The sequence below is a fragment of the Pseudocolwellia sp. G5-9 genome (assembly GCF_055808995.1).
This window is the reverse complement of the sequence record NZ_CM147893.1, coordinates 1,881,345-1,896,746: the sequence shown is the minus strand read 5'-3', so window position 1 is coordinate 1,896,746 and position 15,402 is coordinate 1,881,345. Positions and strand designations below refer to the sequence as shown.

The window sequence follows — 15,402 nt, the reverse complement described above, 5'->3', positions numbered from 1 at the left end:
TCACTGGCTAAAAGCGAGTGATTATTCATTGCTTTCAAAAGGTGATTCATGAATATATTAATGGTGTCGGCTGAAAATGACGCATTACCCGGCGGAAAAGTTGGCGGTATTGGCGATGTTGTAAGAGATATGCCTAAAGCATTAGCTGCCGAAGGCGAACAAGTAAACGTTGTTATGCCAAATTATGGAATATTACATGAAGTAGACAAAGCAGAATTTATACAAAGTGTTACTGTGATGTTTGCGGGAGAATCGCAAGAAGTTAGTTTTTATAAATTTGCTGTTACAAACAGTAATGAAAACGTAACTCAATGGATAGCTCATCACCCTTTATTTTCAAGTTGCGGTGTTGGAAGTGTTTATTGTGATGATCCTAATAATCGACCTTTCGCTACCGATGCAACTAAATTTGCTTTATTTAATGCTGCGGTAGGGCAGGCAATAATAGATCATATCTTTGGGCATGTAGATGTATTACACCTACATGATTGGCATACGGCTGTTTTATCTGTTTTACGAGCGTACGATCCTCAATATCAAGATTTAAAACATATAAGAACAACCTACACGATTCACAACCTTGCATTACAAGGTATTCGCCCGTTATCGAATGATGAATCTTCGTTGCAAACTTGGTTTCCACATTTAAATTATGATGTAAATGTGATTAATGACCCTAACTACCTTCACTGCTTTAACCCTATGAGGGCTGCTATTAATTTATGCGATAAAGTTCATGCGGTATCACCTAATTATACGAAAGAAATTGTTAAACCAAGTAACTATGAACAAGGTTTTTTTGGTGGTGAAGGACTAGAAAATGATTTGCAAAGAGCTTCGAATGAAAACCGTCTGTTTGGTATTTTAAATGGTTGTGAATACGATGACTCGAAGCGTAAACCGTTATCATTAAATCACTTCTTTTCTTTATGCGAAAATGAGGTCCTAAAGTGGGCAGGTAACCAAGCTGTTTTAGCGAGTGCTCATTTAATTGCATCGACAAGATTAGGCAAGTTAACCTCTAAAAAAATAGCTAAACGTCCTTTCATCATGACGTCTGTTGGTCGAATTACCAATCAAAAAGTATTATTGTTACAACAGCAAATGGCAGATGGTCAATCAGCATTACAGCACATATTGAACGAATTAGGCGATAAAGGAATTTTTCTTTTATTAGGCAGTGGTGATGCTGGGTTTGAGCAGTTTTTAACTAAAACCGCAGGGAGAAATTCAAACTTCATCTTTTTAAAAGGCTATTCTGAAACCTTATCTGAAGCTATTTATAACATGGGCGATTTGTTTATGATGCCAAGCTCTTTTGAGCCATGTGGTATTAGCCAAATGTTATCTATGCGTGCGGGGCAACCTTGTATCGCTCATAGTGTAGGCGGTTTAACCGATACAATAAAAGATCATGAAAATGGTTTTTTATTTGATGGTGATACACAGTTTAACCAAGCAACGAATATGATTAGTTGCTTTAAAAACACATTATTTTTATGTCTTAAAGAGCCTAAAAAATATAAAGAAATATCGGATAACGCGAGTAAAACACGACTTTTATGGAGCGATTCAGCTAAACGTTATATATCAGATTTATATAGATAAAATTTCAAAAAATACATTAAAGGTAAATATTAAATTATGGGTAAAGTTATTGTAGTTGTTGTTATTCTAGTGATTGTTGTTTTACTTTATTTTCGCTCTAATACCAATAAAGAAGCTGCGAGTTTAAATAAGCAAGAAGGCGAGACTTTTTTAAATAATAATAGAAATGTAGAAGGCGTTATTGAAACAGACTCTGGTTTACAATACTTAGTATTAAACAAAGGTGAGGGTACTATACACCCCAAAAGTTCTGACAAAGTAAAAGTACACTATCATGGCACTTTACTAAATGGGACAGTATTTGACAGCTCTGTAGATCGTAATCAACCAATAAGCTTTGGTTTAAATCAAGTGATAAAAGGTTGGACTGAAGGTGTTCAGTTAATGGTAGTAGGTGATAAATTTAAATTCTTTATACCATCATATTTAGCTTACGGCGACCGCTCCGCAGGAAAAATAACACCTGCTTCTACTCTAATATTTGAAGTTGAATTATTGGGTATTAACGAATAAACGCTGTAAAAATATCTTTAAAAGAAAGGGAGATAACTTAATTAAGTTATCTCCCTTTTTATTTGTATAATAGTTGTCGTAGCTGATAAGTATCGGTTTATTAAAATGTAGATTAATTATGTTTTAAATCACTAAAATCAATATCCTCAATTTGTTGACCTGCATTAAGATCTTTATATACCTCTTCATCAAATTGATTTTCAGATTTACCTACAATTAAAGTAACCATGCTATCACCTGTAACATTTACAGCTGTTCTAGTCATATCTAATAATCTATCAACACCTATAATTAAGCCAATACCTTCAACAGGTAAACCGACTTGATCAAGTACCATGGCAAGCATAATTAATCCTACACCTGGTACGCCAGCTGTGCCTATAGACGCTAATGTTGCGGTAAGAATAACCATCAAATAATCAGAAAGGGTTAAATCTACATTAAAGACTTGTGCAATAAATACTGTGGCCACACCTTGCATAATAGCCGTGCCATCCATATTTATTGTTGCCCCTAAAGGCACAGTAAAAGAAGCGATAGAGTTTTTAACGCCCATCTTCTTAGTAACAGTTTCCATGGTAATAGGAAGCGTTGCATTACTGCTTGATGTTGAAAAAGCAAAAATAGCTGTATTACGCATTTTTCTTAAGAAAATAAGCGGATTTAATCCCGTTAATAATTTCAGTAAAACAGGGTAGGTTACCGTCGCGTGTAAAATTAAAGCAACAAAAACCACTAAGAAGTATTTAATTAAATTACCAAAGGTTTCTATTGAAACGTCAGTAAACAATCCGGCTAATAAACAGAAAACACCGTATGGTGCAATGTTCATTAATACGGTAACTAAGCGCATTATAACGACACTGAAGTCTTCAAATAGACTTGCTACTCTTTCACCTGCTTTACCCGATAATGCAATGGAAATACCAAAAAGTAATGCAAATACGATAACTTGTAGCATATTACCTTGAGCAAAAGCTTCAAAAGGATTGCTTGGAAACATTTGAATGAGTACTTGAGCAAGTGATGGCGCTTCTCGACTCTCAAATGTTGTGTTAGCCACCATGTTAACGCCTTCACCTGGGTTTATAAATAAAGCTAACGACATAGCAAAACTAATAGCAACGGCTGTAGTTATTAAATACAACGCGATGGCTTTACCACCAATTCGACCCAGTTTTGTTGTATCTTTTAGTGAGCATGTACCACAAATAAGTGAAACAAAGACTAAAGGAACCACAAGCATTTGTAAGCTGGCAACAAATATTTTGCCAACCACTTCAAATACTCCGTCAACCAATACTCCTCTAATGGATAGGTCAAACAAATAAAGAGGAACAACTACGTCTGATTGATCAGGCATTAACCACTGCAAGAACGCGCCCACTGAAATACCGGCAACCATTGCAATAACGATGCGTGTAGTAAGGCTTGAAGAAGGTTTATTTGTCATAATTTAGAATTACTTCTTATATTTAGAGTTTAATTTGTAAGATTAACAGTAAAAGTTATTATTAAAAAGGCAACAATTGTCAGTTTTTTTAATAAGGTAGTGACCTTTTTGTGATTTTTCAGTTAAGATGGCAAAGTTGATAATAAAAATTTACCAGGGAGATGCTTTTTATGGCGCTACTTCAACGCTTTAGTTTAATCATACTACTTTTTACGTTAGTGGCCTGTGGAGGTGGTGAAGGGGGGTTTGGAACTACAACTCCAGATCCAGAAGACCCAGAGGATAAAGATGTTATTACAATGTCTTTGACTATATCAGATCAAAATATATCAGATGCCAGCCCCGCAACTATTAATGCTACGGTTCTAAAAAATGGTGAACCAGAGCAAAATGTACTTGTTACTTTTACATTAAGCGAGGGCGCAGACGTTTTAGCTAATTTTACTCCTACCTTCGGTACTAGTGTAACCGACGCTGATGGGATTGCTACTATGACACTTAATGCCGGTGGAACAGCTGGTGCAGGGCAAGTTAGTGCGACAATTTTAGCTGTAGATGAAGAGGTTATTGCAACACTTTCTTTTAATAGTGCTGGTGACGCTAATACAGGTACAACACCTGATGTATCTAATATCTCTTTATTTGCAAGTAGCCAACAAATTGCATCGAGTGGTGCACAAGAGGTTACTCTTTCAGCTATAGCAAAAGATGCGAACAATAACTTATTAGAAAATGTACTAGTAACATTTGCTGCAACTTCTGGACAGATTGAAGTCGTTAAAGCATTGACAGGCGCTGATGGTAAGGCAACAGCAACGCTAAAAACAAGTAATGAACCGACTAATCGTATTATACATACTACAGCAACAACGGCACAATTTTCTGACTCTGTTGATGTTCAAGTTGTAGGAACTAGTATCCAGCTAACTGGATCTTCTTCTTTAGCTATTAACGATTCAAATAACTTTATTGTAAGAGTACTTGATTCCGATGGTAAGGGAATTGCTAATACTTTAGTTATGTTATCAACGAGTAATAGTTCAAATGGAAGTACAGCTGCAGGGATTACAATTCCGGAATCTGTAACAACTGACTTTACTGGTCAGGCAACAGTTTCCGTTGTTGGTACAACAGGAGGAGTTAATAGCATTGTAGCAAGTGCTTTAGGTGCTATAGCAACTCAAAATGTAGCCGTTCAAGCTGATTCCTTTTTGTTCTCTTCATTTAATGATGGTAACGGTACAAATATTAACTTAAGCACTCAAGACTTAAGTGCGATCCCTGATGTGTTGCTATCAAAAACAGCGACATTAACATTAACATGGTCTCGAAATGGTGTCTTAGTTCCTGATGGTACTCTAGTTAGCTTTACCGCAACAAGAGGTGACTTGTCTTCAACCTCAGCAACAACTGTTGACGGTAAAGTATCAACAACCTTAACTTCTAATAATGCAGGTAAATCGTTAGTCACCTTTAGTGGGGTCGATGGTGATATTGCTTTAAATAATCAATTAGAGTTTGAATTTGTTGCCGAAACAGCTGAAAGAGTAGTAGCACAAGCTTCACCAAATTCAATTGGACCTAATGGGCAAAAATCTACAATTTCAGTCGTAGTTAAAGATCCTACAGGTAATTTGGTTAAAAATAAGCAAATTGATTTTACTCTAACTGATACTAACGGCGGTTCAATTTTTCCTGCTAGTGCAACAACCGATAGTAACGGTAATGCTTCTACAGTGTATACATCAAATGCAGTATCAGCTCAAAACGCTGTTTCTATTAAAGCAGTTGTAAGGGATACAATAGGTACAACCAATGTAAGTGATACGGTTACATTAACAGTAGCTGATAGAGAGTTATTCATTACTTTAGGTACGGGGAATACCATTGAAGAAATAGATATTACCAATTATAACAAGCAGTTTAGTGTATTTGTTACAGATGTTGATTCTACTCCTGTTGAAAATGTTGAATTGACTGTATCTGCTGTTCCTAAAACTTATTATAAAGGTAGTTGGATAAGACTTTATGATATAGGTGGAACTTTTGTACGCTGGATTACTGCGAGTAATTTGACTTTTGATGTTGATGGAAATTTAACAGGTTATGATGGAAGTTTTGCATGCGCCAATGAAGATGGAAATATTAATGGTATATTGGATGCAGGGGAAGATACTAATGGTAACGGGGCATTAACTCCTGGTAATGTAGTTGGTGCTTTAGGTAACATTGTAACTGATGATCAAGGTAAAGCCATTATTGATATTCGATATCCTCAAAGTAGTGGTAGTTGGGCTGATATAGACTTAATTGTTTCAGCGAAAGTTAATGGCACCGAAAGCCAAACTAAGACAACATTTACATTATCGACATCGGCTGAAGATATTCTGGATGAAGATGTTACTCCGCCTACTGCTGGTATTGGTTTAAATAGCCCCTTTGGCTATGTAAATAATTGTAATACTGCTAATTAAGATAAAATAGGGATGAATAAAAAAGCTCCTCAAGGAGCTTTTTTATTGTTCTAAATATAGCCTTAAAAAGTTATAAATTAGGTTTTCGACATCTCTTCAATCAAAAATGCAGATATCTCAGCACAGGCTGTTAATGTTTTGTTTCTGCTTTCTTCACCTAAACCTGAGCTATCGGTAAATGGAGCTATTTCCATCATGTCAGCACCAGTAATCGGATACTTTTGACCTAATGAACGTAGTATCAGCATTGTATCTTTCATATCCATGCCATCAGGTTCAGGAGTGCCTGTAGCTGATGCAATTGATGCATCAAGTGCGTCAATATCAAAACTTACGTATAACTCATCAATGTTTTCATCTTTTAGCTGTTTTAAAATATTTTCAATGATACTTTCAACACCATTTTCTTTTATTTCATGAGACCAATGTTGTTTTACGCCAAAGGTATTTTCCCAATGAGACTTTGGTTTTCCACTTGAGCGAATGCCCACTTGAATTAAATGACTATGGTCATGTAAATCGTCAAGTATGTGTGTACACCATGAGCCAAAACAGAGATCTATCCCTAAGCGTTCCACTAATAGGTCTGTGTGGGCATCAAAATGAATTATTGCAGCACGTATACCTTGTTTCTTTTTAGCTTGTAAATAGGCTTTAGTGAGCGGATAACTCACTGAATGATCGCCACCAATACCAAATATCCCTTTTTTAGGAAATTCAGCATAAAAATCGTGTAATACATCTTCTGTTATTGTTAAAGGGCTAACAGGATATTCACTGTTTTCATCTTTATATAATGCTTTTCGGCAATTTGAAATGGTGGCCTCATTTAAGTACTTATCGTGTAATAAGTGCGGAATAACTCTCACATCACCTAAATCATAAGCACTTAATCCACTGTATTGTTCTAATAACGTTGAACGAACAAATAAAGGTCCCCAATTTGCTCCCCTTAATATGCCGCCACCACAATCTGAAGCTATACCTAAAATAACAGCGTTAGATGAAGAAGGTAAATTATCTAAAGATGATGCCCATAGTTGTTCAATATTTTCAGTTTGTCCAAAAAGTGATTGATGTAGCTTTTCTTTTCTTTCTTTAGCCGTGTTTACTGTAAAAACTCCGTTTCCTGGAGGACATAAACAATGCGTAAATTTATTTTTTAAATTTAGCCATGATGTGGTCATGTGAGATCTCACTATGTTGTGTTAATGATAAATATATAAAAGTAATAATTATGGAGGAATGCAGCGGTTCATTGTTTTTTAAGGGCTGTAAAAGAAAATTAATTAATGATTATTTTCATTTGCCCTTATTTTTTTTATAAAAGTCGATTATGATTACGCCAGAAATTACTCAAGCATTATAGCTAAAAGCATTAATGCAGGCGAATATAATCAAAATATTTGCTTGTTACTTTGTATAATTGCAGATATATCTAATAGTAAATAGCACTTAAATCATCAATTTTATTGTGAATTGTTCTCATATATTGGTTGCTCGCCTAATTATTGAACAGTTTAAACTCTATATAATATCTAATTGATTTAGTTCAATTAGTGACTAGGAATGTAAAATCATATGGGAAAATCTCTGGTAATTGTCGAATCACCAGCCAAAGCGAAGACAATTAACAAATACCTTGGTAAAGACTTTATTGTAAAATCTAGTGTAGGTCATGTACGTGATTTACCCCATGGAAGTACTGGTAAAAAAGTTCCTGCAAAATCTCCTGCCGAAGTTCGTAAAATGACACCAGCAGCCAAAGCTAAATATAAAGAAAAAAGAGATAAAGAAGCTTTAGTTAATCGAATGGGGATTAACCCAGATAAAGATTGGGAAGCTAACTATCAAATACTTCCAGGTAAAGAAAAAGTTGTTACTGAACTCACTAAATTAGCCAGTACCGCAGATACTATCTATCTCGCAACCGATTTGGACCGCGAGGGAGAAGCAATCGCGTGGCATTTAAAAGAGATAATTGGTGGTGATGATGACAAGTTTAAACGTGTTGTTTTTAATGAAATAACAGAAAACGCAATACAGCAAGCTTTTTCAACACCTGGCGAATTAAGTATGCCGGGTGTTAATGCTCAACAAGCTCGTCGATTTTTAGACCGCGTTGTTGGTTTTATGGTAAGCCCCTTACTGTGGAAGAAAGTTGCTCGTGGTCTTTCCGCAGGGCGCGTTCAATCAGTTGCGGTTAAGTTAGTTGTAGAAAAAGAACGTGAAATTAAAGCGTTTGTTCCTGAAGAGTTTTGGGAAATTACCGCAGATACTAAAACAAATACAGGGTTAGATTTTGAACTAGATGTAACCCATGAAAATAAAAAAGCATTTAAACCGACAAATAAGGCAGATACAGATAAAGCCTTATCTGTTTTAAAAGACGCGACTTATACGGTTGATAAACGTGAAGATAAACCGTCAAAAAGTACACCGTCAGCTCCATTTATTACCTCTACATTACAGCAAGCGGCAAGTACTAAATTAGGTTTTGGTGTTAAACGTACTATGGGCTTGGCTCAGCGTTTATATGAAGCAGGTCATATTACTTATATGCGTACTGATTCGACCAACTTAAGTAAAGATGCTGTTGAAATGTGTAGAGGCTACATAGCTGATACGTTTGGTGAAAATTATTTACCAGAGAAAGCGAAATTATATAGTAGTAAAAGTAATGCACAAGAGGCCCATGAAGCGATACGTCCATCAAATGTGAAGATGGAATCTGCCTTTATGGAAGGTATTGAAGCCGATGCTAAAAAACTTTACGACTTAATTTGGCGTCAGTTTGTTGCATGTCAAATGACAGCGGCAAGATATACGGTTAGTACGCTGACTATAGGTGCCGAAAGATTTGATTTGAAAGCTAAAGGTCGTGTCATGCAATTTGATGGTTGGACACGTGTTCACCCTCAGTTGTCTAAAGGTGATGATAAACATTTACCTGATTTATCGGTAGGTGAAGTGCTAACGCTTGAACAGCTTAATCCTTCTCAGCATTTTACTAAACCACCAGCACGTTTTGGTGAAGCTTCACTGGTTAAAGAATTAGAAAAACGTTCTATTGGCCGACCCTCTACTTATGCATCGATTATTTCTACTATTCAAGATCGTGGTTATGTGCGTTTAGATAAAAAACGTTTCTATGCTGAAAAAATGGGTGAAATCGTTACCGACAGTTTATCTGAAAGTTTTGTTAACCTAATGAGTTATGACTTCACTGCAAATATGGAACAAGAGCTTGATGAGGTTGCAGGTGGTAAAGCGAATTGGAAAGATGTTCTAAATAATTTTTATAGTAACTTCACTAAACAGTTAAGTGTAGCTGACATGCCAACAGAAGAAGGTGGCATGAGAAACAACGAACCTGTTTTAACTGATATTGAGTGTCCAACGTGTGGGCGTAAAATGGGGATTAGAACCGCTTCAACCGGAGTTTTCTTAGGTTGTTCGGGTTATGCTTTACCTCCGAAGGAGCGTTGTACAACAACAATGAACCTGACTCCGGGTGAAGAAGCCGTAAGTGTTTTAGCTGAAGATCAAGAAACTGAAGCGCTAAGAGCTATGCATCGCTGTAAAAAATGTAATACAGCAATGGACAGTTATCTTATCGATGAAACTCGAAAATTACATGTCTGTGGTAATAACCCAGTATGTGATGGTATTGAAGTTGAAAAGGGCGAATTTAAAATAAAAGGCTATGAAGGGCCTATTTTAGAATGTGATCGTTGTGAATCTGAGATGGAACTCAAATCAGGTCGATTTGGTAAGTACTTTGATTGTACAAATAGCGAATGTAAAAATACACGTAAGCTTTTAGCAAGCGGTGAAGCTGCGCCGCCGAAAGAAGACCCAGTACAATTACCTGAGTTACCTTGTGAAAAATCTGATGCACATTTTGTTCTAAGAGATGGCGCTGCTGGAATATTTTTAGCCGCGAATACTTTTCCTAAATCACGTGAAACTAGAGCGCCTAAAGTAGAAGAGCTTCTGAGGTTCAGAGATAGAATATCATCTAAATTTTATTATTTAGCTGATGCTCCAGTCAAAGACCCTGATGGGAATTTAGCTGTTGTTCGATTTAGCCGTAAAACTAAAGAGCAGTATGTTATGACTGAAGTTGACGGTAAAGCAACAGGGTGGACGGCAAAGTACATTGATAATAAATGGGTTGAAGAAGCTAAAAAGAAAGCCGTAAAGGCTAAAGCGAAGCCTAAAGCTAAGAAAGCCGTAAAAGCTTAAGTTTATTTGATGTATTGTTCTATTTTATTAAAAAGCACCTTTTGGTGCTTTTTAATATTGTTATTTCTGTTCGTATTATACCAAACACATTAATGAATTTACCTATTTTATACGAAGAATAAATGGTCAAATACACAGGTTCATCGTTCTAGACTGAACCTAAGCACCTACTCCCTGTAGGCGAGGCATTCAAATAACTAACCTGAACTTGGTTTAAGAGATGCTTAACAAAATGAAATATAAGAAAAAAAATAGTTTTATTGTTCCTCTAGCTTGATATTTTTTCTTAATTCAAGGCAAATTTCGCGTCAATAGTTGGTCTATTGCAAGTAAATTTAACGCATAAATTAGGAAAAATAGCTGCTAGAGAAGAATTTGTTAAGCCGAGTTCAGGTTAACTAGGGGCTGTTGAACTTTTCTGAATGTTTTTTCAGCAGTGTATTAGTCTGTTATACAAGGCAAATCATATGTTTCACCGTTATTATACTCTAATAGGCTATAACGTCGTAGAAATGGCTAATAAATGCAGTCCTACGGATCCATTTAAATACTTCAGCTCATTGTTAAGGAATTTATATAGAACAACTATGTTACATACCTTGCGCCGCGAGCAATAAACATTTAATTCGAACGAAATTTAAACATGAAAGTTCAACAGCCCCTAGTTATTCTAATGATTAAATGATCAATGTGTTATTGCGATTGATATTAATTATCTAATGTTTTTTTTAATCTTTTACTGAGAGCGGGCTGAGATATTCCAAGTAACCGTGCTGCTAATGATTGATTTCCATTAGATCGCTTCATTGCCTCATCAACTAATAATTCGGCTGAATGTTTAAGAGTAGGTAACGTTGATGAGGTAACAAAAAATGACTCGGGTTGAGTTAATTTATCAGCCTCTGGTATTGAATCAATAACTACTTTAAATGTTTTCATCGATAAAACCCCCGATTGGTGCGTGCTCATTGCATCAAAGGCCATAGCTCGTAACTCTCTAATATTACCCGGAAAGACATAATTTTCTAATAACAGAATGAGCTCTTTGGGTATAGTAGCAACAGTTTTATTGAATTCGTTAGCTGCTTGAGTTAAAAAATGTTCAAGTAGGAGTCTGATATCTTCTTTACGTTGTCTAAGTGGGGGAATATCAACATGATGGATCTTAAGGCGGTAAAATAAATCGTTACGAAATAGCCCTTGTTCTTTTTTTATGTGAAGATTTTGATGAGTTGCTGAAATTATCCGTGCATTGGTACGTCTTGGTGTATCACTTCCTACGGGGTAATATTCGTTTTCTTGTAATAAACGCAATAATTTAACTTGAGAAGCTAAACTTAAATCGCCAATTTCATCGAGAAATAACGTGCCGTCAGAAGCTCGTTCAATCATTCCTTTTCTTGCTTGTTCCGCGCCTGTAAATGCACCTCGTTTATGGCCGAATAAAGTGTCTGAAAATAAGTGGTCGTCTAACCCTGCAACATTTACACATACCAACTCTCCACTACAACCACTTGTCTGATGAATTGCTTGTGCAATTAACTCTTTACCCACCCCACTTTCTCCCGTGATGAGTATAGGTTGTCGGCTATTAGAAAGTGATTCAATATATTGGAATATGGAGATCATTTGTTTATTAATACTAATTATTTTTGCAAAAGCAGGGTGTAAATCTTTTTGATTGTTAAGTAAACAGCCACGCATAGCGTTATTTTCTATACTTAACTCTTGAAACCTAATTACACGAAGAATACTACTACTTAAACGTTCTGGTTCTTCAGTTTTTATATGATAATCATAGGCCCCTAATTTAATGCATTGCACTGCTGATTTTACTTGATTGATACCACTAATAATAATCACTGAAACATGTGGATGTAGTTCAATGATTTGAGGAAGTAGCTCATCTCCGGTTATATGTGGCATATTTAAATCAAGTAAAACTACTCTAATGTTACCAGTATTTAAATGAGTCAGTACTTCTCGACTATCACTGCATTGGATAATATTATTGATCCCGCTGTAGCGCTCTATGGCGAAAGATATGCTACGTAAAAAACTAGTATCATCGTCACAAATTAATACTTGAAAATTAGGATATAGATTCGTGCTCATAACTTACTCTTTTGATGGGATAATGGCAGTGATAATTTTACTTTAGTGTGTTTACCTTCCGTGGAGCTAAAATTTAATATTCCTTGGTGATCTCTTATGATCCCTGCAGAAATCGATAAGCCTAAACCTGTACCTCCTTGTTTACGTTTGCTGGTATAAAAAGGATCTGTTAATTTATTTAAATCACTTTCTTTTATACCAACCCCGTGGTCAGTAACAGTTAATACCACATGCTGTCGTTTTATATCAAAATAAGTTGTTACGATGATTTTTTGAGTTTTATTGGTTAATGCTTGGCAGGCATTAAGAATTAAATTAATAATAACTTGTTCAATTCGTTGTCCTGCACCTTTAAAATTTGGGATGTTATTACTAAAGTTAACCTCAAAACTATCTGTGGAGTTTTTGATTTGGTTGGCCACTAGGCGAATTGATACTTTAACTAACGTATTAATATCTAGTGATTCGGTTAAACTAACCGTTGCGTCGTCTTTAAGTGCAAAATGTTTTAAATCTTCTACAATCCCTCGGATTTTACCGCTGGCTAAATGCATGTCTTCTAGTGTTTCTGGGAGTACTTCTTTTAGTCTATTGTATTTTACACCTGCAATGGTGAGATCATCTGTTTCGTACTCGTCTAAAATTTCAGAAATCTGCTCAAACACCTCTTTTATAAATGGAAAATTGAGCGTTAGAATACTGCAAGGGTTATTGATTTCATGGGCAACACCAGAGACTAAAACCCCTAAGGATGTCATTTTATCGGCGTGTAATAACTGTAGTTGCTGAGCTTTGAGTTCTTGGGTTCTGCTTTCAACTTTTTTACGTAGCGCTTTATTCCAAATAACAACGGCAGTACTTATAAATAGCAGCATTACGGCAATAGCCGCGGCAATTAACCCAAACTCTGACCAAGCTGTTCGTTGTGAAACACCAAACCATTTATCGTATAGTGCTTGTTGCCGGCCCGTATTTTTTAAAATGGCTAACCCTTGAGCGAATTGTGAAAGTAATACCTCATCTCCTTTTTTCACTGCGTAGCCGTATTTACTTATCCCTTCGATATTAAATATTGGTTTTATATTTGATAGGCCAAGTTCTCGAACAATGTAGAGCCCAGGAAGGTTAGATACCATCGCATAGTCATGTTTACCTGAAGATAATAAGCGTAAAGCGTCGGCGTGACTTTCAACTGAAATGATTTTAATATTTACGTTTAAATTATTGAGCATGTCATAAACTGAGCCGTTGTGCTGCACAATAACTTCATGATTTTCTAAATCATTAAGTGAATTAATATTTGAGCTATTATCGCGAGAAAAGATTGATTGATTAACAAAAGTATGAGGGCTAAATTCATAAAGGTTTACACGTTCTTTAGTGGCAGACATTCCTTGCATAATATCAATTTCACCTTCATCGAATCGTGCTCTAATATCTGACCATTTACCGAGCTTTATTTTTATCTTTAGGTTCATTACTTCGGCAATTTCTTGGCTTAACTCGACATTGTAGCCAGTGCTTTTACCATCTTTATCAACAAACTCGTAGGGCGGATAACTATAATCGCCACCAATAATAATTGTTTTAATCGGTTGTTCATCAGCATATACGAAAAATCCCCCAATACTACATATCATCAGGCTCTTTAGTATGATATCAATAAGATGATATAGCGCTTGGCGGTATGAAAACAATGTGGTTATTCCTTTTGATTCAGGTAGCTTTTGTTCTTTTGAGAAAAGCTTAATAATCGATGAATAAAAATCATAAGTTTAATAATATTACTATGTTATAAAGTGAGTGAGTACTAAATTATAATGTTTTGAGTATTAGTAAAGTAGATGCGTTAGCTTTGAATGGTGTAAAGCGACATTTATAAACCTTTATGTCGCTTTAATTTATGCATTATAGAATAATTGTTAGAATTTCATATTTAAATTAACTTGAAAGCGGTCACGACCAGCGTTGTTGGTTGGAAGGCTTTCGTTAATATTATCAACACTATACCATCTTAAGTCAGCATTGAGATTGTCCGCTACTTTATAATCGAACTGTAAACGAGTGCCTTTAATGTTGGTGTATGAACCCGGAGTATTTGTTTGTGTAAACGCCCCATTCATTGGTAGGGCATAAGCTTCGGTATGGATCACATAGAAACGCATACCGATCACATCATTCATTTGGTATCGAGCGTGTACTGTATAAGCTGTATCTTCACTATCGGCATCGCTGGTGTAATAATCGGCAGCTAAACGAAAAGCTCCCATTCTAAAGTCAGCATTCATTGTCATAACATCGCCAGCTTGATCTGCATGAAGTCCTGATTCTGCGCTAGAATAGGCACTATCTGAAGCTGATACAAATAACTTACCTAGGCCTAATTTGTATTTAACGTTGTTAATTTTACCCTCATAAACACCTTGTAACTGTTGCCAGCTAGCATCTCGTTTACCATCACCATTATCTTTGTTTTCTTCAAGAATAATGTGGCCAGCATTAACGCTAAATCCATTATTACTCCAACTTCCTTGGATACCTTCAAGCGCAATATCATCTCGGAATAATAATTCTGAAGAGTGCATAAATACAGGTGATGCTTTACCAATAACTATTGTTGCATTTTCTATACCTTTGTATGTCATGTACGCTTTATCAAGACCGAAGTCGTCATTGTCACTAGTATCTGTAATGCCAAACGTTTGGTGAGTTGAATCATGTGCACTTGATGTTGTTCTAAAGCGCATTACTGCAGACCAATCATCATTAACCGCATATTTAATTCCAAAACGAGCGCGTAAACGCGCACGACTTGTTGTATCAATAGTGTCGCCATCAGTACGTTCAAAGCGTAATCGCATATCACCAAAAAGCTTAACTGCATCAACACCGTTAACTGAAACATCTGCTTGTGCTGGGCTAATTGTTGCTAGTGCAGCTGACACTAACGACAAATATAAGGATTTATTTAACATTATGTTGTTCCTATTA

The 15,402-nt window shown here is 35.9% G+C and carries 9 protein-coding genes; 4 read left to right on the top strand and 5 right to left on the bottom strand.

From position 1 onward, the window contains the following. Positions 1–48 precede the first annotated feature (48 nt). Entirely contained in the window at positions 49–1,608 is a 1,560-nt protein-coding gene (locus AC0L5Q_RS08120; protein ID WP_473617074.1) for a glycogen synthase, read from the top strand. A gap of 36 nt (positions 1,609–1,644) precedes the next feature. Beyond that, a complete protein-coding gene (locus AC0L5Q_RS08115; protein ID WP_473617070.1) occupies positions 1,645–2,121 on the top strand; it encodes an FKBP-type peptidyl-prolyl cis-trans isomerase in 477 nt (158 codons plus the stop codon). A 112-nt stretch (positions 2,122–2,233) separates the two neighbouring features. Here AC0L5Q_RS08115 and AC0L5Q_RS08110 read toward each other — a convergent pair whose 3' ends face one another. Then, a complete protein-coding gene (locus AC0L5Q_RS08110; RefSeq protein ID WP_473617066.1) occupies positions 2,234–3,574 on the bottom strand; it encodes a dicarboxylate/amino acid:cation symporter in 1,341 nt (446 codons plus the stop codon). A 170-nt stretch (positions 3,575–3,744) separates the two neighbouring features. On the opposite strand from AC0L5Q_RS08110, the gene AC0L5Q_RS08105 reads away from it, so the two are divergent. Continuing rightward, positions 3,745–6,048, top strand: coding sequence for a beta strand repeat-containing protein (locus AC0L5Q_RS08105; protein ID WP_473617062.1), 2,304 nt, complete (start codon positions 3,745–3,747; stop codon positions 6,046–6,048). A 77-nt stretch (positions 6,049–6,125) separates the two neighbouring features. Here the strand turns inward: AC0L5Q_RS08105 and AC0L5Q_RS08100 are convergent, their stop codons facing one another. Next, positions 6,126–7,235 carry an arginase family protein gene (locus AC0L5Q_RS08100; RefSeq protein WP_473617058.1) on the bottom strand — a complete coding sequence of 370 codons (1,110 nt, stop codon included), beginning with the start codon at positions 7,233–7,235 and terminating at the stop codon, positions 6,126–6,128. A 394-nt stretch (positions 7,236–7,629) separates the two neighbouring features. Here AC0L5Q_RS08100 and topA point away from each other — a divergent pair, with 394 nt between their 5' ends. Continuing rightward, positions 7,630–10,296: a type I DNA topoisomerase gene (topA, locus tag AC0L5Q_RS08095; protein WP_473617055.1), complete on the top strand. Its 2,667-nt coding sequence runs from the start codon at positions 7,630–7,632 to the stop codon at positions 10,294–10,296. 708 nt (positions 10,297–11,004) lie between these two features. Here topA and AC0L5Q_RS08090 read toward each other — a convergent pair. The 3 genes from AC0L5Q_RS08090 to AC0L5Q_RS08080 all read right to left on the bottom strand — a co-directional run bounded on the left by AC0L5Q_RS08090 (position 11,005) and on the right by AC0L5Q_RS08080 (position 15,386). Further along, positions 11,005–12,411 carry a sigma-54-dependent transcriptional regulator gene (locus AC0L5Q_RS08090; RefSeq protein WP_473617050.1) on the bottom strand — a complete coding sequence of 469 codons (1,407 nt, stop codon included), beginning with the start codon at positions 12,409–12,411 and terminating at the stop codon, positions 11,005–11,007. Continuing rightward, positions 12,408–14,051, bottom strand: coding sequence for a transporter substrate-binding domain-containing protein (locus AC0L5Q_RS08085; protein WP_473617047.1), 1,644 nt, complete (start codon positions 14,049–14,051; stop codon positions 12,408–12,410). Before AC0L5Q_RS08085 ends, AC0L5Q_RS08090 begins: the two co-directional genes overlap by 4 nt. Before the next feature lie 282 nt (positions 14,052–14,333). Further along, complete coding sequence (locus AC0L5Q_RS08080; protein ID WP_473617041.1) at positions 14,334–15,386, bottom strand: putative porin; 1,053 nt, start codon at positions 15,384–15,386, stop codon at positions 14,334–14,336. Positions 15,387–15,402 lie beyond the last annotated feature (16 nt).

Bases quoted from the DNA above. Each gene is read 5' to 3' on its own strand.
- AC0L5Q_RS08080 (WP_473617041.1), bottom strand. From the start codon at position 15,386: ATGTTAAATAAATCCTTATATTTGTCGTTAGTGTCAGCTGCACTAGCA.
- AC0L5Q_RS08115 (WP_473617070.1), top strand. From the start codon at position 1,645: ATGGGTAAAGTTATTGTAGTTGTTGTTATTCTAGTGATTGTTGTTTTA.
- AC0L5Q_RS08120 (WP_473617074.1), top strand. From the start codon at position 49: ATGAATATATTAATGGTGTCGGCTGAAAATGACGCATTACCCGGCGGA.
- AC0L5Q_RS08110 (WP_473617066.1), bottom strand. From the start codon at position 3,574: ATGACAAATAAACCTTCTTCAAGCCTTACTACACGCATCGTTATTGCA.
- topA (WP_473617055.1), top strand. From the start codon at position 7,630: ATGGGAAAATCTCTGGTAATTGTCGAATCACCAGCCAAAGCGAAGACA.
- AC0L5Q_RS08100 (WP_473617058.1), bottom strand. From the start codon at position 7,235: ATGACCACATCATGGCTAAATTTAAAAAATAAATTTACGCATTGTTTA.
- AC0L5Q_RS08090 (WP_473617050.1), bottom strand. From the start codon at position 12,411: ATGAGCACGAATCTATATCCTAATTTTCAAGTATTAATTTGTGACGAT.
- AC0L5Q_RS08085 (WP_473617047.1), bottom strand. From the start codon at position 14,051: ATGATATGTAGTATTGGGGGATTTTTCGTATATGCTGATGAACAACCG.
- AC0L5Q_RS08105 (WP_473617062.1), top strand. From the start codon at position 3,745: ATGGCGCTACTTCAACGCTTTAGTTTAATCATACTACTTTTTACGTTA.